A 21,003-nucleotide genomic window follows, 5' to 3' on the forward strand; every position below is an offset into this window, starting at 1 on the left:
CACTCAGCACTTTCAGCGAAATTTTCGCAGTCCTGTGAAATAACAATGTTTCTTCTTTCTATTAACGAGTACCTTTTTCGTATGGAACTCCATCAGCTTTTGGTGCAACTGATTTTCCTACAAAAAGAATCAATACTACAATTGTTAGAATGTATGGTAGCATTGCAAGTATTTGCGAAGGAATAGCAAAGTTTCCGCCACCTAATACAACTGTTAATGCCTGAGCAAATCCAAATAATAAGCAAGCTCCATATGCACCATGTGGAGTCCATTTACCAAAAATAACTGCTGCTAATGCAATAAAGCCTTGACCGCTGATTGCTGTTGGAGTAAATTGTGCTATTATTGCAAGAGTCATTGATGCTCCGCCAAACCCTGCAAGTATTCCAGAAATCATAACACACACGTAACGAGTTGCAGTTACACTTATTCCAAGAGTATCTGCAGCTGCTGGATGCTCTCCCACAGCACGAATACGTAGTCCCCATTTAGTTTTATATAAAATAAACCAAATAACTACTGTAATTAAAAGTGCTATAAAAACTGTAATATCTACTCCAAATACTTTAGGTAATTTAGTAACTACTGGTTTAGTCATAGTAGCTCCTTCAAATAATAACCTACATGTAAATAAAGAGAAGCCTGCACCCAATAAATTTATAGCAATACCTGATATTGTCTGATCCGCATTAAATGTTATAGATGCAACTGCATGTAATAAAGCCATTATTCCCCCTGCAATTCCTGCAGCTAAAAATCCAAGCCATGCATTTCCAGAATAATATCCTACTGCCGCACCAGTAAATGCACCTATAGTCATCATACCTTCAATTCCGATATTTACAACTCCAGAACGCTCAGAAACAACTCCACCTAATGCTCCAAATATTAACGGTGCTGAATACATTAGTGTAATACCTATTAATAGTGCAATACTATTTAACATTCTTTTCACCTCTCTTTAAAAGTCTATCAGCTAAAGCAGGTACAATTTTAGTTAATGCTACGAAAAATACAATAGTACCTATCATTATATTTATTATTTCCGATGGTGCACCTATAGCAGATTGTACAGATTGACCTCCATATAGTAATCCACCATATAACAATCCTCCAAATATACAACCAATAGGTGAACTTCCTGCAATTAATGCAACTGATAATCCGTTAAATCCGTTATTTTCAAAAGCAGCCATAGTTGATAGCTTATGAGGTGCTGTGCCTGTAATAGCTAGTGCTCCAGCAAGACCTGATAATGCACCTGCAATTACCATTGATTGAATTATATTACGATTAACATTTATTCCAGCAAATTCTGCCGCATCTTTATTTAAACCAACTGCACGTAATTCATATCCTTTTGCTGATTTATATAATAAAATCGATATAACTACAGCCATTATAATAGCAACAATAATTCCAATATTAACATCTGTCTTTAACAAAACTTCTGATAACCATTTGTGATGAGAAAGAAATTCCATTCCGGCATCAGATGTCTTCCAATTGCCAAGTATAGTAGTAAATCCAGATTCATTGATCATATAGGTACTTGTTGAATCTGGTTGGTGAAATACATCTGTTGATACAACGAAATTAGATAAATATAATGCAATCCAATTCAGCATTATACTGGTTATAACTTCATGTATTCCAAATTTCGCCTTAAGAATTCCGACAATACCACCAAATACTGCTCCAGCAGCTACACCAGCTAAAATTACTAAAGGAATTTCTAATACTGCTGGCAAATTTAATTTTATCCCAACTATAGTTGATGCAATTGTGCCTATTATATATTGACCCTCTGCTCCAATATTAAATAATCCTGTTTTAAAGGCAAATGCAACACTTAAACCAGTTAAAATAATAGGCGTAGCCTTAATAATTGTATTAGATATATATTTAGGTTTGGAAAAAATTCCATTAAAAAGTGCGCTAAAAGCATCTATTGAGTTATATCCTGCAATACCAAGAACTATTGCAGAAACTACAAAACCAAAAAATATTGCAATGAATGTTGAAGTAACTGGTTTTTTAAGAATCTTTGCCACTGTTTTCATTTCTTTTACCTCCTGCCATTAATAAACCTATTGTATTTTCATCAACTTCTCCCTGCTTAAATGTATCTACAATAGTCCCTGCATAAATTACAGCTATAGTATCAGAAACATTCATAACTTCATCAAGTTCAAATGAAACTAAAAGAACAGCTTTGCCTTTATCTCTTTCCCTTATTAATGTTTTATGAACATATTCAATTGCTCCTACATCAAGTCCACGAGTTGGCTGCACTGCAATTAATAAGTCTGGATCATTAGCTACTTCTCTTGCAATTATAACTTTTTGCTGATTTCCTCCTGATAAACCTCTAACAGGAATTAATTCACAATTGTCAGGTCTTATATCATATTGTTTTATCATATCTTTAGTATGAGATATAATTTCGTCTTTATTTAGGAAACCATTTTTGCAATATGGTTCGCTTTTATATTTTTCTATAACTACATTATCAGCAACACTGAAATCTAATACAAGTCCTCGCTTTTGTCTATCTTCATGTATTGTTGATACTTTATTCTTAATAACATTTTCTGTTGTAGTATTTTGTATCTCTACTCCATTTATTTTAATGGTACCGCTTTCACATTTTGTTAGGCATGTAATCGCTTCAATCAATTCCTTTTGTCCATTGCCATCAATTCCAGCAATACCAACAATTTCACCTTTATGTACTTTAAGTGATAAGTTTTTAACTGCATCTAACTTTCTTTCATCTTTTACAGTTAAATTATCTATTTCAAAGACAACTTCATCTGGCTTTGCAGGCTCTTTATCAACAACTAACTTAACTGCATGACCAACCATCATAGTGGCAAGCTCTGATCCTGTTACCTCTTTAACATTAACAGTATCGATATATTTCCCTCTACGTATTATTGTACAGACATCAGAAGATTCCTTTATTTCTTTTAATTTATGTGTAATTATAATTATTGTTTTTCCATCTGCTACAAGATTATTCATAATCTTTATTAAATCTTGAATTTCCTGAGGAGTAAGTACTGCTGTCGGTTCATCTAATATTAATAAATCAGCTCCACGATATAATGCTTTTAATATTTCAATACGCTGTTGCATACCTACTGAGATATCTTCAATTTTTGCATCTGGATCTACTTCTAATCCATACTTTTTAACAATATTTAATATTTCCGCGCGGGCTTTTTTCATGTCCAATATGCCAAATTTACTTGTAATTTCACTACCTAATACTATATTTTGTGTTACTGTAAAATTTTCAACTAACATAAAATGTTGGTGAACCATTCCTATTCCATTTTCAATGGCTATATTAGGGTTTTTAATATTTATCTTTTCACCATTAAGATATATTTCTCCTCGGTCAGCTTGATATAATCCGTAAAGTATATTCATCAGTGTACTCTTACCTGCTCCATTTTCTCCTAATAGTGCATGAATTGTACCTCTTTTAATATCTATATTGATATCATCTAAGGCACAGAATGAACCAAACATTTTTGTAATTCCACGCATTTGCACTGCATATTGTTTGCTAATTTCCATACCAAGTCCTCCCTTAATTAATAATATGCTTTGCTAACAGTGAATCACTAGCTAGCAAAGCCATCCCTATTTCATATCTGCCATATATATTACAATTCATTTTTTACATTTTAGCCTTAAGCCATTGCACATAGCTTTCTAGAACCTTAAATGTAAATTTATCATTGCCACACATATATATTATTTAATTATCCTTATTTACCGAAGCTTTTAAATGTATCTTCATTATAAGGTGGAACTATTTCACCGTTCTTAATTTTGTCTTGAACTGCCATAGCTGCCTTATAAACTTCTGGATCCATGTTCTTATTTTCTGTTGGAATTCCTACAGCATTTTCTTTTAATCCATAAGTATAAGTTTTACCACCAATTTTATTTCCACTCATAGCTTCTTTTGAAAGATTTTCAACTGCAACATTTGCAAGTTTTAATGCTGATGTTAATACATTGTCAGGAGCTAAATATGCTTGGTCACGGTCAACACCTATTGCAAACTTATTTGCTTCCTTAGCTGCTTCAATTACACCTACACCAACTCCACCTGCTGCGTGGAATACAATATCACATCCTGAAGAGAACATCTTATTTGCAATTGCTTTACCCTTTGATGCATCAGAAAAACTTTCAGCATATTGAACATCTACAGTAATATCCTTACCTAATTCTTTTGCTGCATATTGTACACCTGCTTGATATCCATATTGGAATTGATCTATAATCCCACTTTTTATACCTCCAACAAATCCAACTTTACCTGTTTTTGTTGTTTTAGCTGCTATATATCCAACTATAAATGAAGGTTCTTGTGCTTTAAACATAACTCCTGTAACATTAGCTGGAGTTTTATCTTCACCAGTTGTTGGATCTACATATGAGTTATCAACTATGGCATAGTTAACATCTGGATTTGATTTTGCCGCTTTAGCTATTGCATCTGCCATTGCAAAACCAATACCCCAAACTAATTTATTGCCGCTATCTACAACTTTATCTAGATTAGTAGCATAATCAGATTCTTGCTTAGATTCTAAGTAACTAACTTTTGCACCCTTATTGTTTTTTTCGAAGTTTTGTAGGCCTTCCCATGAAGATTGATTAAACGATTGGTCATTTACCCCACCTGTATCAGTTACCATAGCAACTTGATATTCTTTTGCATTGCTGCTTCCTTTGTCAGCTGTACTAGTACCGCTTCCACTTGATCCACATCCAGCGAATAGCGTTACTGTTATTGCTGAAACTGCTAATAATGATAATAATCTCTTTTTCATTAACCTTCCTCCTAAAATATAAGAATTAATATTTAAACTCATGGATAATATCCACGATTTAAATTTAATAAAACAATTATTATAAATATTCTTCTAATTAATTATATTTATAATATGTTGACTTTAATATTACGAATATGTATTTACTTGTGCCTATGTATATATGTTGTAATTCACAATGCACAATTACCACTAAAATTCTTGCAATCTTTTTTTAAATTATGATGAAGAATTACTTTTGCAGCGTATATATAAATTTATATCTTTTTCTCTGAACCTTTAACTACAATTTGTGGTGCAATGATTCTTCTTCTTACACTATCATCCTCATTGCTGCTAATAATATCAAACAGCATATCCATGGAGGACCTGCCCAGCTCAATTGGGCAATCTTCCATATATGTAATATTTAATCCTACCATATCTAAAAAGTCAATTTTATCAAATCCCACTATAGCCAAGTCCCTAGGAATATCCTTATTCTCTTCTTTTAGAGCTTTTATAACTCCCATCGTCATCATGTTACTACAAACAACTAATGCTGTAGGACGGTCTTTTTCTTTAAGTAATTTTTTAGTTAATTCATATGCCTTATCTAATTTAAAATCTCCATATAAAACATATTTACTGCAAAAATCAATATCATTTTCTTTTAGCGCTCTTTTATAGCCCTCTAATCTATCCATTACTGGTTCTGAACTCAATAATCCTGTCATTATTCCAATCTTAGTATGACCTTCTTTAATTAGCAGGTTTGTTGCCTCAAATCCACCTTTTATATTATCTACAAAAACTCCATTTAACTTTGTAAATTTAACATCAGCCGAAACTAATATTATAGGAATATTTAAAGTATTTATTGTTTTAATATAATTTTCATTGAACTTTTCTTCACCAAATCCTGGGGTCATTATAATTCCTTTAATTCTTTGTTCTTTAAGCAATTTAAGAGCACGCACTTCCTTCTCTAAATAATTATCTGTATTAAACAAAATTATATTCAGATTATTTCTTTCCGCCCTCTCACTTACTCCTTTTATAATTTCTCCAAAATATGCATTAGTTATATCTGGAACGATAACTCCTATAGTATTAGTCTCGCATTTCGACAAACTTCTTGCAATTGCACTCGGTGTATAATTCATTTCTTTTATTGCGACTAATATTCTTTGCCTAGTTTCTTCTTTTACATAACCTGAATTATTAAGAACTCTTGAAACTGTTGCCGAGGATACTTTAGCCCTTTTTGCAATATCATTTATAGTAACTGACATAACACCCCACCTCGTCAAATTTTTTTCATAATTCATCCAAATTTATTACATTATTAAAACTAAATCGTGAAATACTATTATTATAACCTAGATTAATTTATAACTTGAATTCTTAATTTCTAAGGCTTTAAGCCAAGTTATTTTTAAGTCGAACTATTTATGGTATCGCTTCCACACTTATAATAATATATTAGGAATATGATGTCAATATTCATAGTTTTATTGATTTCACTATAATATTTATCAATACTACATGCCATTTATCTTCAGTTTAAGCCATTCTATGTCTATACTAGTATAAATTATGATATGTATATTTACAAACTTTTTTTATTAATATAATTTTATTTCATTCTTCTCTAGGTATATATTAAAGGAGTGATTTAAAGTATTTTTATACTTTAACCACTCCATTTTTATTATTTCTCTCTCAATTTATCAAGAAATCTCTTTGTTCTTTTCAATGCTTCCATAATATCTTCCATAGATGACGCATAACAAACTCTTATAAATCCCTCTCCACAATCACCAAAAGCATTTCCCGGAATAACTAATACTTTTTCATTTATAAGCAGTTGTTCACAGAATTCATCCGATGTTATACCTGTAGATTTAATACTTGGAAATAAATAAAATGCTCCAAGAGGCTCAAAACACTCTAATCCCATCTTCCTAAATCCATCCAATAGAACTCTTCTTCTTCTATTATATTCCTTACACATTTCTTCTACACTTCTATCACCACTTTTTAAAGCTTCAATCGCTGCATACTGAGCAGTTGTTGGTGAACACATAAGAGCATATTGATGAATTTTCTTCATTGCTTCTATTAGAATCGGATGTCCGCATATATATCCAAGTCTCCATCCTGTCATAGCATATGATTTAGAAAATCCATTTATAACTAAAGTCTTATCTCTCATTTCTGGAAAAGATGCTATTGAAACATGTTTCTCTCCATAGCAGAGTTCTGAGTATATTTCATCTGAAATCGCAATAATATTTTTATCTTTAAGAACTTCTACTATTCCTGCTAGTTCATCTCTAGTCATTATTGCACCTGTTGGGTTATTAGGAAACGGTATTATAACTACCTTTGTTCTAGGTGTAATTGCTTTCTCTAAATCCTCAGGAGTAAGTTTAAATTCATCTTCTGCTTTAAGGTTCAAAACCTTAGCTGTTGCTCCAGTAAATGCAGTACATCCCTTATATGCAACAAAACTTGGCTCTGGAACTATAACCTCATCTCCAGGCCCAACTAATGCCCTAAGTGCTATATCAATTCCTTCACTTCCACCAACAGTAACTATTATTTCATCTTCTGGATTATAGTTAAGATTAAATCTTCTATGAAGATACTTTGATATCTCATTACGAAGCTCAATAAATCCTGCATTTGAAGAATAATGAGTATGTCCTTGCTCTAAAGAATAAAGTCCAGCTTCTCTTACATTCCATGGAGTTACAAAATCTGGTTCTCCTACACCTAGAGAAATAACGTCATCCATTTCATTTATTATATCGAAATATTTTCTTATTCCTGACGGAGGCATATTTTTTACGTTGTCTAAAATCATATCTTCTAATATCATATAAATATTGCCTCCCTATCTTCTAGCTTCTTTTCTTTGAATATCTTTCCATGATCTTTATATTTCTTTAATACAAAATGAGTACCTGTACTTAAAACATATTCTTGCACTGCTAGTTTTTCTGATACAAAAAGTGCAACTTCCTTCATAGTCTTTCCTTCAACAATAACCGTTAAATCAAAGCCTCCAGACATTAAGTAGCATGCTTTAACTTCTGAAAATTTATATATTCTTTCTGCAACTTTATCAAATCCAACGCCTCTTTGAGGTGTTATCTTAACTTCTATTAACGCTGTTACTGTTTCACTACCTGTATTTTCCCAATTTATAAGCGTTGTATAACCTGCTATAATGCTTTTTTCCTCATAGTCTCTTATTGCTTCTCTAACCTCTTCAACAGTTTTACCTGTCATAACTGCTATTTGTTCATCACTGTATCTACTATTTTTTTCTAATATCTCAAGTATTTCCTCCATAGAAATAACCCCCTTATTTTAATATAATTAAATAAAAAAATTCCTCCATCCCACACAAGGGACGAAAGAACTACTTCGCGGTACCACCCTAATAAACAACTTAAAAATTGTTCACTCAGCTAGAGTACATATTATACTCCACCCCTATAACGTGAGGAGCACGTTATAGCCTAATTAAAAATCCTTATTTTCTAAAAATTTTTATTTCTCAGCTATAAAATTCAAAGGCTGCTTCTATAAAGGATACTTACCAGATTTCACCGACCTCTAGCTCTCTTAAAAGTTTACCATTTATATACTCTTCCTTATCACTATCTTTAAAACTTTATTTTTAAAATTACTATCCAATATGACTATAAGATTTCAAATAAAAAAGATAACATGAAAAATTCTTATCACTTTTCACTTAAGTCTTTCTTTATATTATACTAGCAAAAGTACAAAAAATTCAATATATTTTTTATATTTTTTTATTTAAATGCATAATATTCTATTGAATTAACTAAAATTAACCCTAAAAAATATATTTATATCATATAGATATAAAAAGGAGCATAAGATTTAATAACTCTTATGCTTCTTACTCAATCAATAGAAAATTTATTACTTTCTATCTTCTATTGTTTTGTTGCTTTCTAGCTCTCCTGCAGTCAGGACATCTTACTGGTTCATTTTCAAAACCTTTTTCCTTATAAAATTCTTGTTCTCCTACAGTGAAAACGAACTCTCTTCCACAATCTTTGCATATTAATGTTTTATCTTCCATTCTAATGTTCCATTGCTCAAGTTAAAATAACTTTGCAATAGTTCACCTCCTCTTTTTGCTTAAAAATTTCTTTTGTCATTTAATATTATGTCTGTCTTCATAATTTTTATTCAAAAACATATTATTATATAGTTTATATTTAATTATCATGTAATCTCTCCATATGATATTGCATAGGACTCTTTTACATTTATTTTTGCATATATAATAATTGAATCACATTACTTTAAGTAGATTTAATTGATCTTTAACTCAAATTTTTCATTTACAAAATCAATTACACACTTTCCACCTTCGCTTAGCTTTCCAAATAAAATTTCATCAACAAGTAATGGTTTTATATTAGAAGCTATAACCCTTGCTATTTCTCTTGCCCCAAATTCCCCTGATGTGCCTATTTTAGCAATGTGATTTACACATTCTTCACTAAATTCTATTTCAACATTTTTAGAATTCAATTTATCTTTAAAGTTATTTAATTGCTTTTTAGCAACATTTGCTGCCATAATATCAGTCATTCCATTAAATACTATTATTTTATCCAGTCTATTTCTAAATTCAGGTGTGAAGAACTTTTTAACTTCTTCCATTATAGCTTCACCTTTGACTTCCCTATCTCCGAAACCGATAAGTTTTTTGCCTATATTCCTTGCCCCGGCATTAGAAGTCATTATTATTATTGAGTTTCTAAAGTCAGCTTTCCTGCCTTTATTATCAGTAAGTGTAGCATAATCCATAACCTGAAGCAGTACACTCAAAATATCAGGGTGCGCCTTTTCTATCTCATCCAGCAATAATACACAATGTGGCGTTTTTCTTATTGAATCAGTTAAAAGTCCACCTTCTTCATAACCTACATATCCTGGAGGTGACCCTATGAGTTTTGCAGCTGAATGTTTTTCAGTATATTCACTCATGTCAAATCTAATCAAATCTATTCCTAGAGTTTTAGATAAACATCTAGCAATCTCTGTTTTTCCAACTCCTGTAGGCCCAACAAAAAGCATAGATGCTACTGGCTTATCCTCATCGTTTAATCCAGATCTAGACATCTTTATACATCTTACAACTTCTTCAATCGCTTTATCCTGTGAAAATATATTTTCCTTTAAGTCCTTTTCCAAGTGCTTTAAAGAACTTATCTCGCTACTTTCCACAGTTTGCTTTGGAATGTTACAAATTTTTGATATTATTTCCTCAATAGTTTTTCTGTCAACTATAATCTTCTCATTCATATCTTCATTATGCATACGAACATAAGCTCCAGCTTCATCTATAATATCTACAGCTTTATCTGGAAGATATCTGTCATTAATATACTTATCACTTAGAGTTACTGCATCTCCAATTGCTTCATCTGTATAACTTACATTATGATATTCTTCATAATTCTTTTTAAGTCCATCTAATATTTGTATAGCTTCTTTTATAGATGGTTCTTTAACATCTATTCTTTGAAATCTTCTACTTAATGCTTTATCTTTTTCAAAAAACTTTTTATATTCATCAAAAGTAGTAGCTCCAATAAATCTAATTTTTCCTTCTGTAAGATAAGGTTTTAACAAATTGGACGCATCTAATGCGCCACCATTTAGCGCTCCAGCACCTACAATATTATGAATTTCATCTATATATACAATTGGCTTATCTTGTTTGCTAATCAAATCTAAAACTCTTTTTATTCTTTCTTCAAAATCTCCTCTATACTTAGTTCCTGCTATCACAGATCCAATATCTAAAGAAAACATAGAACTTCCTTTTAATTTTTCTGGCACCTTGTCTTCACTTATTAACTTTGCAAGTCCTAAAGTTATAGCAGTCTTACCAACTCCAGACTCACCCACATGTATAGGATTATTTTTTATCCTTCTACAAAGTATTTGTATACTTCTTTCTAAAATATCTTTTCGTCCTATCAATGGATCATTTTCTTCTTCTCTAACCTTCTTAATAAGGTCTATTGTAAACTTATTAAGAAATGCATCTTCTTTTTTCTTCTCCACTTTTTCTTTACTTTCATTCTCAGTAAATTCAGTTTCATCTTCTTTAAAATTTTCTTGCATTTCATCATCATAAGAATTTCGAGTATCTTCATCTATGCTATGGCACAAAGAATATAGTAAATCTCTTCTTGTAACGCCTTCTTGCTCTAAGTAGTATCGTGCATAACTATCTTCTAGATTAAAAATTGCAGAAAGTATATGATCTACATCAATTGCATCTTTTCCGCTATACTTAATTTGTTCATTTGCTGTTAAAATAACTCTTTGAAACTCTATACTCTCTTGTGGTTCTCCTTGACCAATTTTATTTATATATGTTTTCACGTAAGTTGCCAAATTATATCTTAAATTTTCTAAACTTCCACCACATTCTTTAATAGCATACTCTACATTTTTATCAAAAGTTGCAGCATACAGTAAATGCTCTGGTGTAATATATTCGCTGCTTTTTTCTTTTGCTTCTTGGTATGCTTTAAGTAATATCAAATTAACTTCATTCGTAATTTTCATATTTTACGCCTCCTCTACAGTAAGCTTAAACGGAAAGCCCTTTTCTTTAGCCATTGACATTGCAGTTGAAACCTTAGTGACCGCAATATCATAACTATATATTCCTGCTACTCCCTTACCCCTTTCATGCACATCTAACATTATCTTCTCAGCATCTATTAACTTTTTATTAAATACAACTACCAGTATATTAATAACGAATTCCATTGTTGTATAATCATCATTATACATAACAACTTTATAATTCTTAGGCTTTTTCACATCAACTTTATTCTTTGGTTTGGTTACAATATTTGTTTCCATATATAATTGTCTATCCCTCCCCGCATATTATCATCATATATATTATTCTAAATAGATATATTTTAACACAATATTTAAGCTTATACCAATAGGATTATAGTAAATTATAAATTCATCATTTATATTAATTTATATCTAAAATCCGAATTTTATTATTATTTACTCCAATTATACTTTTTTTATTTATAATATAGTCCCTTACTATTGCTATAACATCTTTTGATATTATTTCTCCTGGGCAAACCAAAGGTATTCCTGGAGGATATGGTATTATTGATTCTTTAGCTACTAAACCTTCACACTTTTCTATTTCACACCATCTGCTTTTTAATTTAAAAGTTTCATAAGGCTCAAATTTTTTAATAGGTATATTTCTAGAATACTTTATCTCTATTTCTCTAGACATATTTCTCATATCTAAATTTAAAATAGTTTCGTATATAATTTTAAAATCTTCTTCTGTATTAAATGGTGACAGGATTAAAACAACTCCTCTTGAAAAACTCATCTCAGCCTGTATCTTATTATCTCTTAGATAATCTAGAAATTTATGTCCATTATACCCTTTAGGAAGGATAACTATATATCTACTAGGATCAATTTTGTATCCTTCTATTCTATCATTATGCTTATCTAAGTCACTTTCGCTTAATATATAAACTTTTCCTAGTTTATTAATTTTTTTCTTCCACTTTTCAGATTCATTTATTAATTTATCATAATCATCTTTCCCGTATGTATCTAAATAATATCTTGCATAATCTAAAGATGCCATTATAAGATAAGATGGTGAAGTTGTAGTAAATAACTTTATGTAAAAATCTATTATGTCATTATCTTCATTTACTAAGAGATATGCGCCTTGAGTTAGGGCTGGTAAAGTTTTATGTGCACTTAAAACCACATAATCTCCTAAACTCGCAAGAGACTTTGGCAATCTTTTATTTATTCCAAAATGAGCTCCATGAGCACAGTCGATTATAACTTTTAATCCTATTTCCTTCAAATTACATATAATCTCTTCTATATCATATGTAATTCCAAAATAATTTGGATATGTTATTATAATTCCCTTTGGTTTTGAGCTATTCTCTAACGCTTTATATATATTCTCTTTATTAGGTGGTAAAAATAGTCCTAATTCATCATCAATAATAGGTTCTATGTATTTAACTTTTAACTTTCTCATAATCAATCCATTATAAATTGACTTATGGCAGTTTCTTTCAACTAAAACTTCATCCCCCTCATCAAATGCTGAAAACATGGCTGCTAAGTTTCCTGATGAGCTTCCATTTACTAAAAAATAGGCTTTCTTAGCCTTATACGTTTTAGCTAATAGCTCTTGGGCTTCCTTTATTATCCCTTCTGGATAATGTAAATTATCTAATGGGTCGACCTCTGTTATATCTAAAAATCCCATTCTATTAACAAACTCCAGCCCAATTTCATCTCTAGTAAATCCAATCCCCCCCTTGTTTCCTGGCATGGAAAGAAGTAGATTTTCTTCATCATTGTATTTAAGTAATCCTTCTAATAATGGTAACTTCAAAAATACCGCTCCAATCTAATTTCAAATATAGCTAACCATGGATAAAAGCTTCATATCGGCGATCAAACGATATGAAGCTTAAAACATACTTTCTATTTCATAAATGAAATATTCTATATTACACTTGTGCCTTTTTCCTTAATCTTTTGAAAAATACTTAATTGTTCTTAAAAGATTCTAGTTAATACTTCATGCCTTTTTTATAGATGTAGATCTTCGATAAATTCTAATACAATTTCTTCTTTAGTTGCCCATGATGTCACTAATCTAATTGCAGTATAATTAGAATCAATTACTCTTTCAATATTAAAAGAATATTTCTCACTTAACTTTTCAATTAAATTATTAGGGAATATAGGGAACTGTTGATTTGTAAAAGATTCAGTCAAAAACTTATATCCTTCATCTACTATTGCACCTTTTAACATAAGTGCCATTTTATTTGCATGTTTTGCAAGTTCAAAATACAAATCATCTTTGAATAATTCTTCAAATTGAATTCCAAGCAACCTTCCTTTTGCTAATAATCCACCTTTTTGCTTAATAAAATATCTAAAATCTTCTTTTAATTCATCATTGCATATTACAAGTGCTTCTCCAAAAAGCGCTCCATTTTTAGTTCCTCCAATGTAAAATGCATCAACTAATTTTGCTATATCAGCTAAAGTCAAATCACTTTCTTCCGCTACAAGTGCAGATCCAAGTCTAGCACCATCCAAATACAATAGCAGTTTATTCCTCTTACAGCAATCATGTAAATCAATCAACTCTGCTTTAGTATATAGAGTTCCAAGTTCTGTAGAATTTGATATATATACTAATTTAGGTTGAACCATATGCTCATCACTATGAGAATCAACAACATTTTGAACTAAATTTGGGGTAAGTTTTCCATCGTTAGTTCTCATTGTAATTACTTTATGACCAGTTGCTTCAATTGCTCCAGTTTCATGACAATTTATATGACTTGTATCTGCCCCTATTGCTGCCTGATGAGGTCTTAAAAAAGCTGATATAGCTGTAAGATTAACCTGTGTGCCACCAACTAGTAAGTGTATATCTACATCTTCCCTATCAATTTTCTTCTTCAGCAGATTAACTGATCTTTCTGTGTACTGATCAGTACCATAACCATCGGTTTGTTCAAGATTTGTTTCAACTAATGCATTTAATATTCTTGAGTGTGCGCCTTCACTATAATCATTTTTAAAACTGTACATAATTCTGCCTCCTTTTATGCTCTCTCAATTATCTGTGTTGTAAAATTCTTCAATACTTTCTTACCTACTTGAAAAATCATTTCTTTTGTTAGTAGCTCCATTTCTTTAATCTCATTAATATAAATTTTATAATCTCCAAACATGCAGTCATATGTAGCCAGCTCTTTGGCCAGTATTATACTCTGCTCTTCTCTAAATAATCTCTTTAATTTAAAGCTCTTAATTAAACGTTCTATCTGATCATTATCAAGTTTCTTTTCTAATGAATCTAACTTTGCTATACATCCTTCTATTAAAGATATGGCTTTATTTACATTTTCTTCTGATGTGCTAAATGTTATTTTATATAGTTTTATATAATTCTCATTTGAAATTTTAGTAAGCACATCATATACCAAGCCATTTTGAGTTCTTAAAACATCATAGAGAATTGAATTAACCCCATCTCCAAAATATTGATTGAAAATTCTAAGTGCCTTAATTTCTTTTTCACTCAAATCATCAATTGGAAATATCATTTCAACTTTACATGCCCTTATTTCATCTCTTACATTGTTATAAGTTCCCTTTTTAGGATTTTCATATTCTATTAATTTTTTATTACCAGGTCCACTAATACCTTCTTGAATAATATTCTTTTTCTTCCATGCGAAAAAATGCTTATATATAATTTCCTTAACTATATCAAACTTTACTGATGAAATTATAACAATTGAAGTATTTCCCGGAAAATAATATTTATCATAAAATTCTTTAATATTATCTAAAGTTATATTCTCAAGATCATCAAATGTTCCTATTATAGGATACTTTATTCTTCTATTATTGAAGCAGTTAAAAAATAAATTATCCTCGCAATACTGATCTACATCCTCATCCCATTCTTTTAATTCTTCTTTTATGACATCCATTTCTTCTTTGAATCCATTTTCTCCAAATTCCGGGTTAATTATTATATCACTTAAAATTTCCACACCTTTTTGTAAATCTTCTCCGAGCAGAGTTCCATAATAGATTACATATGGATAGTTTGTCATAGCATTATTAAATCCAAAAATGCTACTTAGCTCTTCATTTATTTCTCTCTCAGTTCTATTTTTTGTTCCTTTATAAACCATATGCTCAGTTGCATGAGCTAATCCAAACTTTTTATTCTCAACTCCAGCTCCTGCATTTAGAGAAATACAAATTGATGATAGTTCTGAATCTGTATGTTTATAAATTAATCTCAAATCATTTTCCAAAATGTATTCTTCCAAGTATCTATTCTCCTTACATTCTTATACATTGCAATAGTAAATTTACATTAAAAATCTTATTTATAAAAATTTCTCAGTTAGAGCTGAAATGCTGTGAGCTTCAATTGCAATATATATTATATTTAATTCCAAGATGTACATTTAAAATGTTATTATATCAATTTTATTATATAAAAAGAGACCCCTCTTGCGAAGTGCTCGATAAAAAAATCATCTATGGAAATTACTAAGTGGAAGCTATTTCATCTATACTTATTTTAATTAATTTAAGAAACAAGTACAGATTGTTAAAGCTTTTATCAGTATGTCCAAAATAAGATTCTCTCAGTAGCAAAGGCAATGGAGTTCCCCTTCTTTTTAGTATGTTATTATATAAATATTAATTTTCTTCAGCTTTTAGCGCAATTGCACATTCAATTCTCTTCTTTTGCATCTTGCATCCAATTTCATAAGGAATGTTCATGTCCCCATTAAAATTAAAATTGTTAGCTTGGCATCCACCACTACAGTAGAATTTCGCCCAGCATTCCCTACATTTAGGCTTATTGTATATATGTGCTTTCTTAAATTTTTGAGCTAATTCTCCATTATAAGTATCTTCGTGTATACTTCCTAACTTAAACTCTTCTTTTCCAACAAATTGATGGCATGGATACACTTCTCCTTGAGGAGTTATAGCTACATATTCAAATCCTGCACCGCATCCAGAGATTCTCTTGTAAACACATGGTCCACCTTGAAGGTCTATATTAAAATGATAGAATTTAAATTCATCATTTCCTTCTCGTTTTCTTCTTGCCATTTCTTCATATAGCTTGTCATAGTTTTCAAAGATTGTATCTATATCTTCTTCTCTTAATGAAAGTGGATGTCCATTTTCTAAAACAACTGGTTCTATAGATAGCTCTCTAAATCCTTCATTAACCATTGCCATTACATCTTCATAAAAATCTGTATTTTCTCTTGTGAAAGTTCCTCTTACATAATAAGTTTTTCCTTTAGTTCTTCTCTTAATCATTTCCTTAATATTTGGAACTATATCATCAAAAGAGCCGCTTTTATCTGGCTTAATTCTAACATTATCATTAACTTCTTTTCTGCCATCTAAAGAAAGAATTATATTCCCCATTTCTTTATCCATATAATCCATCATATCTGGAGTTAATAGAGTAGCATTAGTGGTCATTGTAAATCTTACTCTCTTTCCCCATTTTTCTTCGTTATCCCTAGCATACTTAATTATTTCTTTTATTGTGTCCATAATTAAAGTTGGCTCTCCACCAAATAAATCTATCTCTATATTTTTTCTTGGTCCACTTCTCTTAATCACATAATCAATTGCTTTTTTTGCTGTGTCTGCACTCATGACTCCACCATGTCCATGATATTCACCCTCGTCAGCAAAACAATACTTACATCTAAGATTACATCCATGAATTACATTCAAACAAATCGCCTTTATGTAATCTCTATCATCCATAGAGCTATGAGCTATTTCTTCATATTGATCTTCTGAATATAAAATCCCTTCTTCAGCTAACTCTTGAATTTCATCATAAGCCTCTGAAATTTCTTCTTCATCATATTTTCCTTTAAGTTCCTGTAATATTTCTTTCTTATTTCTTAATTGGCTATCATCTAATATATCATAAACTAGTTCATCTACAACATGAACAGCTCCTGTATTCACATCTAAAACAAAATAATTTTCGCCTTGTTTAAATTTATGTATTAAAGACAATTCTTTTTCCTCCTAAACATATAAAGTAAGCAGTAACTATATAGTTACTGCTTGAAGATTATTAGTTTTCACATTCTAAGTTTGCAACTGTGCAAGATGTCTTACAAGCTGATTGACATGAATTTGCACATTCTTTGCATCCTGGCTTACATAAACTATTTTTAATGTTTGTTTTGTTTATAGTTTTTATATGTTTCATTACAAAATCCTCCATTTTAAATATATCCTTAGCTATTATATCATAATATACTAAAGTATAAAAGATTTGCTGGCCCTCTTTTTATTTATATTTCTGTTTATATGAAATTATAAATATAAAAACTATTTTTCAAGAATTCTTAATCATAAAATTATTTAAATATTTTAATTGTGAACTTTTCATCCTTCTTTCTAATTACATCATAGAATTTTTATATAAATTATTGTATCTTCAAGCTATTTTCAAAATATTATTTTCTTGTCCTATATATATTAATAAACTCACTAATTAATATCTTTGCAACAGTATTATCAATAATAATTTGAAATTGTTCCCTTGTCTCTACAACTCCACGTACACTTTCTATCTTTTTCAAAATTCCAACATCCACTTTTTTAGTGTCCTTCAATCTCAATCTTAATCTAGTCATACAATTTTCTACAAACAAAATATTTTCTTCTGATCCAACCAAATCAAAAAGCTCCCTTGCTATCTTACCAAAATCTGTGTTCATCTCTCTTTTCCCCCATCCTTCAATTAGTACTCTATAATAAAAATAGCCAACACATTAATAAATTAAATATTTAAACTTGCTGGCTTTTACATCTCTATTTAGTTTTAAAGCAGCATTAATCTCTCATTAGAAAATTATACATACATGCAAATAGTTTGTGTATTATACTAAAGTATAATTTTGATTTAATTTGTATCATTTTATATTATCCCTTTTTCTTTTAATTGATTAATTGCTATCGTTTTATTTCTTACATTTAACTTGCAATAGACGGATGCAATATGTTTTTTTACAGTGACTAAAGCAATATTTAGTTTATCTGAAATCTCCGCTTGCTTATATCCATGATGTACTAATTTCATTATCTCAATTTCCCTTGGAGTCAACTCTATTTTTTCTAAATTGCAATATCTTTTTATATATATCTGATTATATTCTTTGCACTTTGTGATTAAACATTTTACATACGCACTTTCGTTTCTAATAGATTCGAGTAATGGTAATATGTGTGGGGCTAATTCAACAAAACACATTACAATGTGGTCTTTTTCTGCTAGTTCAATAGCTTTTAACAATGACTTTTTTGCAATTTCACTTCCATACAGCTTGTACTTTGCAATTGAATCAAATATGTATGCGTATATTATTCCAAATATACTTTTTTTGCCTGTATAAACTTCCAGCATAATTTCCACCTGAATTTCTAACTCTATGTAACTCTCCTTAAGTATCATCGCTAAAGCTGTGATAACATGATTCATTCCTATAACAGGCATAATGTCTTTTGATTCATGGTTTTCTATATTTATAATCCACTTATTTAAATTTTCTAAATTACCAGTGATTCCATCAATATATCCTATAGCTATCTGTGATCCGTTAAGAAAGATTGGAATATTAAGATTTTCATACTCTTTAATCAGATTATAGAAATTATTTTTAATCTCATTTTTATAATCTTTATTCACACAAATCCTTGTTAAGAGAAATAATGAACAAATTATTATGCTCGTCTGTTTTTTGGTTTTAGCCTTATGAAATGCCTTATAAGCAAATAATTCTCCATTTTCAGAGTCACCTGTTTCATAAAAATATTCGGCCATCATAAGGTAATTTGCACCTGTTGCTCCACCATTTGATATATGAATAAAATAATTTATTCCTTGTTGAAAAAATTCCACTAACTCTTTCAAATTACCTGTTTTCCTGTGAAATAAATATAAAAAATGAGGTGATCCAAAAGTTGCTGGCATTTTATTATTTGCTATTCTTGATACTCCTCCATTAAAAAGCTCATAAGCTTTTTTATGGCACTCTATCATTCTCCTAACATTATAAAATACTAATATGCTTTCTAAAAATGCAATTTCACCTAATATCTGATTTTTATCTTTAAGATTTTTATCTTCTTTATATACAGCTTTAGCCTCATATAATAACTTGGCACCTGCTATTGGATTTCCATAAAGAATATAAAAAAATAAGTACGTTAGATAAGCTATGGGTCTTTTTATCTTCTCACTGATAATAAGCTCATTAAACACTGGTTTTATAATTCCTTTATATAAATTGGTAAGATCTATTGTATAATTTCTCTCTATTAAATCTAATATACGCGCGTAATTTTTTGCTTTATAGTAGTATTCCATTGCATATATATCATTAAAATTTTTAGCATACCAATCACCACAGATACAATTTATTCTTTTTAAATCTACATTGGATAATGCTAATTCTTCTTCTAATGCATTTTTAAGAATTGAATGTAGTCTATATAATTTTTCCTTTTTGTCATATCTTATAAAGCAATTATTAGAACATACTCTTCTAATTATCTCCTTAGATCTTTCATCTTCTGTAATATACACAGCTTGCTCAATCGTAAAATTCTCAACCAATGAGAGTTTTAATAAAATCTGCTTAGTAACTTCATCAAATTTATCATATACAGCTACTTTAATTAACTCTGTTGCTTTTGGTATATTATCAAATGTATTTTGACTGTAATATTGAATTAATGCAAGATACATAGCTGAAGTCCATCCACCAGTATATTCGTATAGTTCTTTTTTTTCTGCTTCCGTCAATATAATTCCATTAATCTTAAAGAACTCTATCGTTTCGTCAAAGGTAAATGCAATATCCTCCTGACGCATTATCATACATTTTTGCTTTAGTTCAAATTCAACATACTCATTTGCCGGCTTTTTTCTACTTATTATAACTATGTGCAAATTACTTATATCTTCCAATATTATAGCTTTTATTAAATGATTAATATAAACTATTCTTTCATCATCCCAATCATCAATAATTATTATGGTTTCTTGCCTTATCTCATTTCTAATCATATCTACTATCTTATAAACATCTTTATTATTATTAGGAACCCCGTATGCATATAACATTTCACCTAATTTGAAATTGATATTTTTAATCAAATCACAAAATTTTTTCCATACCCACATATCATCAATCTCATCATTTGTTATATCAAGCCAAATTGTTTGCACTCGTTTATTCTTCTCTATAAAATTTCTAACTGCAATGGATTTTCCGTAACCCATAGATGCTGATATAAAATATACAGGTACTCGAAAAACTTCTAGCAATAGCTTATTAATACGCTTTCTATATAGCAATTTAGGTCTAAAAATTTCATTTTTCATATATAAATACCCCTTCATTTAAGCAAATGTATGTGAAAACTACATTAGAATATTTTATCATACTTA

Annotated in this window: 17 protein-coding genes and 1 other annotated feature; all 17 genes read right to left on the reverse strand. The window is 29.9% G+C overall.

What is annotated here, in order from left to right:
• Positions 1-61: 61 nt before the first annotated feature.
• The 17 genes from ACJDTP_RS03795 to ACJDTP_RS03875 all read right to left on the reverse strand — a co-directional run bounded on the left by ACJDTP_RS03795 (position 62) and on the right by ACJDTP_RS03875 (position 20,937).
• Positions 62-946 carry an ABC transporter permease gene (locus ACJDTP_RS03795; protein WP_077869562.1) on the reverse strand — a complete coding sequence of 295 codons (885 nt, stop codon included), beginning with the start codon at positions 944-946 and terminating at the stop codon, positions 62-64.
• Complete coding sequence (locus ACJDTP_RS03800; RefSeq protein ID WP_078114632.1) at positions 936-2,063, reverse strand: ABC transporter permease; 1,128 nt, start codon at positions 2,061-2,063, stop codon at positions 936-938. The genes ACJDTP_RS03795 and ACJDTP_RS03800 overlap by 11 nt, the downstream gene beginning before the upstream one ends.
• The gene (locus ACJDTP_RS03805) at positions 2,038-3,588 is read right to left on the reverse strand and encodes an ABC transporter ATP-binding protein (protein WP_017210101.1); all 1,551 of its coding nucleotides are present in this window, start codon (positions 3,586-3,588) and stop codon (positions 2,038-2,040) included. Before ACJDTP_RS03805 ends, ACJDTP_RS03800 begins: the two co-directional genes overlap by 26 nt.
• A gap of 194 nt (positions 3,589-3,782) precedes the next feature.
• Positions 3,783-4,859, reverse strand: a complete 1,077-nt coding sequence (locus tag ACJDTP_RS03810) for a BMP family lipoprotein (RefSeq protein WP_406760550.1) — start codon at positions 4,857-4,859, stop codon at positions 3,783-3,785.
• 257 nt (positions 4,860-5,116) lie between these two features.
• Complete coding sequence (locus ACJDTP_RS03815; protein WP_017210104.1) at positions 5,117-6,133, reverse strand: LacI family DNA-binding transcriptional regulator; 1,017 nt, start codon at positions 6,131-6,133, stop codon at positions 5,117-5,119.
• Between the two features lie 419 nt (positions 6,134-6,552).
• Positions 6,553-7,725 carry an aminotransferase class I/II-fold pyridoxal phosphate-dependent enzyme gene (locus ACJDTP_RS03820; RefSeq protein WP_406760551.1) on the reverse strand — a complete coding sequence of 391 codons (1,173 nt, stop codon included), beginning with the start codon at positions 7,723-7,725 and terminating at the stop codon, positions 6,553-6,555.
• Positions 7,722-8,201, reverse strand: a complete 480-nt coding sequence (locus tag ACJDTP_RS03825; RefSeq protein WP_406760552.1) for an Lrp/AsnC family transcriptional regulator — start codon at positions 8,199-8,201, stop codon at positions 7,722-7,724. The genes ACJDTP_RS03820 and ACJDTP_RS03825 overlap by 4 nt, the downstream gene beginning before the upstream one ends.
• Positions 8,202-8,255: 54 nt before the next feature.
• Positions 8,256-8,522, reverse strand: a binding site (T-box leader).
• Positions 8,523-8,811: 289 nt separating this feature from the next.
• Entirely contained in the window at positions 8,812-8,967 is a 156-nt protein-coding gene (locus ACJDTP_RS03830) for a zinc-ribbon domain-containing protein (RefSeq protein ID WP_012060308.1), read from the reverse strand.
• Between the two features lie 236 nt (positions 8,968-9,203).
• A complete protein-coding gene (gene clpA / locus ACJDTP_RS03835) occupies positions 9,204-11,480 on the reverse strand; it encodes an ATP-dependent Clp protease ATP-binding subunit ClpA (RefSeq protein WP_406760553.1) in 2,277 nt (758 codons plus the stop codon).
• A gap of 3 nt (positions 11,481-11,483) precedes the next feature.
• The gene (locus tag ACJDTP_RS03840) at positions 11,484-11,783 is read right to left on the reverse strand and encodes an ATP-dependent Clp protease adaptor ClpS (protein ID WP_173708823.1); all 300 of its coding nucleotides are present in this window, start codon (positions 11,781-11,783) and stop codon (positions 11,484-11,486) included.
• Between the two features lie 124 nt (positions 11,784-11,907).
• Positions 11,908-13,335 carry an aminotransferase class I/II-fold pyridoxal phosphate-dependent enzyme gene (locus tag ACJDTP_RS03845; RefSeq protein ID WP_406760554.1) on the reverse strand — a complete coding sequence of 476 codons (1,428 nt, stop codon included), beginning with the start codon at positions 13,333-13,335 and terminating at the stop codon, positions 11,908-11,910.
• Between the two features lie 200 nt (positions 13,336-13,535).
• Complete coding sequence (locus ACJDTP_RS03850; protein ID WP_173708825.1) at positions 13,536-14,555, reverse strand: threonine aldolase family protein; 1,020 nt, start codon at positions 14,553-14,555, stop codon at positions 13,536-13,538.
• Between the two features lie 14 nt (positions 14,556-14,569).
• Positions 14,570-15,814 carry a M16 family metallopeptidase gene (locus tag ACJDTP_RS03855; RefSeq protein WP_406760555.1) on the reverse strand — a complete coding sequence of 415 codons (1,245 nt, stop codon included), beginning with the start codon at positions 15,812-15,814 and terminating at the stop codon, positions 14,570-14,572.
• 379 nt (positions 15,815-16,193) lie between these two features.
• Complete coding sequence (gene scfB, locus ACJDTP_RS03860; protein ID WP_077308981.1) at positions 16,194-17,555, reverse strand: thioether cross-link-forming SCIFF peptide maturase; 1,362 nt, start codon at positions 17,553-17,555, stop codon at positions 16,194-16,196.
• Between the two features lie 61 nt (positions 17,556-17,616).
• Positions 17,617-17,754: a six-cysteine ranthipeptide SCIFF gene (gene scfA, locus ACJDTP_RS03865; protein ID WP_003371542.1), complete on the reverse strand. Its 138-nt coding sequence runs from the start codon at positions 17,752-17,754 to the stop codon at positions 17,617-17,619.
• A gap of 250 nt (positions 17,755-18,004) precedes the next feature.
• Positions 18,005-18,268 carry a PTS sugar transporter subunit IIB gene (locus tag ACJDTP_RS03870; protein WP_077839857.1) on the reverse strand — a complete coding sequence of 88 codons (264 nt, stop codon included), beginning with the start codon at positions 18,266-18,268 and terminating at the stop codon, positions 18,005-18,007.
• Between the two features lie 200 nt (positions 18,269-18,468).
• Positions 18,469-20,937 (reverse strand): response regulator transcription factor, encoded by a 2,469-nt coding sequence (locus ACJDTP_RS03875; protein ID WP_406760556.1) that lies wholly within the window; start codon positions 20,935-20,937, stop codon positions 18,469-18,471.
• Positions 20,938-21,003 lie beyond the last annotated feature (66 nt).

Origin of the sequence: Candidatus Clostridium helianthi (assembly GCF_045310795.1) — a bacterium.
GTDB lineage: Bacteria > Bacillota > Clostridia > Clostridiales > Clostridiaceae > Clostridium > Clostridium helianthi.

Coding starts and splice junctions, on each gene's coding strand:
- ACJDTP_RS03805 (WP_017210101.1), bottom strand. CDS start 3,588: ATGGAAATTAGCAAACAATATGCAGTGCAAATGCGTGGAATTACAAAA.
- ACJDTP_RS03815 (WP_017210104.1), bottom strand. CDS start 6,133: ATGTCAGTTACTATAAATGATATTGCAAAAAGGGCTAAAGTATCCTCG.
- ACJDTP_RS03825 (WP_406760552.1), bottom strand. CDS start 8,201: ATGGAGGAAATACTTGAGATATTAGAAAAAAATAGTAGATACAGTGAT.
- ACJDTP_RS03810 (WP_406760550.1), bottom strand. CDS start 4,859: ATGAAAAAGAGATTATTATCATTATTAGCAGTTTCAGCAATAACAGTA.
- ACJDTP_RS03840 (WP_173708823.1), bottom strand. CDS start 11,783: ATGGAAACAAATATTGTAACCAAACCAAAGAATAAAGTTGATGTGAAA.
- scfA (WP_003371542.1), bottom strand. CDS start 17,754: ATGAAACATATAAAAACTATAAACAAAACAAACATTAAAAATAGTTTA.
- ACJDTP_RS03870 (WP_077839857.1), bottom strand. CDS start 18,268: ATGAACACAGATTTTGGTAAGATAGCAAGGGAGCTTTTTGATTTGGTT.
- clpA (WP_406760553.1), bottom strand. CDS start 11,480: ATGAAAATTACGAATGAAGTTAATTTGATATTACTTAAAGCATACCAA.
- ACJDTP_RS03830 (WP_012060308.1), bottom strand. CDS start 8,967: ATGGAAGATAAAACATTAATATGCAAAGATTGTGGAAGAGAGTTCGTT.
- ACJDTP_RS03875 (WP_406760556.1), bottom strand. CDS start 20,937: ATGAAAAATGAAATTTTTAGACCTAAATTGCTATATAGAAAGCGTATT.
- ACJDTP_RS03820 (WP_406760551.1), bottom strand. CDS start 7,725: ATGATATTAGAAGATATGATTTTAGACAACGTAAAAAATATGCCTCCG.
- ACJDTP_RS03795 (WP_077869562.1), bottom strand. CDS start 946: ATGTTAAATAGTATTGCACTATTAATAGGTATTACACTAATGTATTCA.
- ACJDTP_RS03800 (WP_078114632.1), bottom strand. CDS start 2,063: ATGAAAACAGTGGCAAAGATTCTTAAAAAACCAGTTACTTCAACATTC.
- ACJDTP_RS03850 (WP_173708825.1), bottom strand. CDS start 14,555: ATGTACAGTTTTAAAAATGATTATAGTGAAGGCGCACACTCAAGAATA.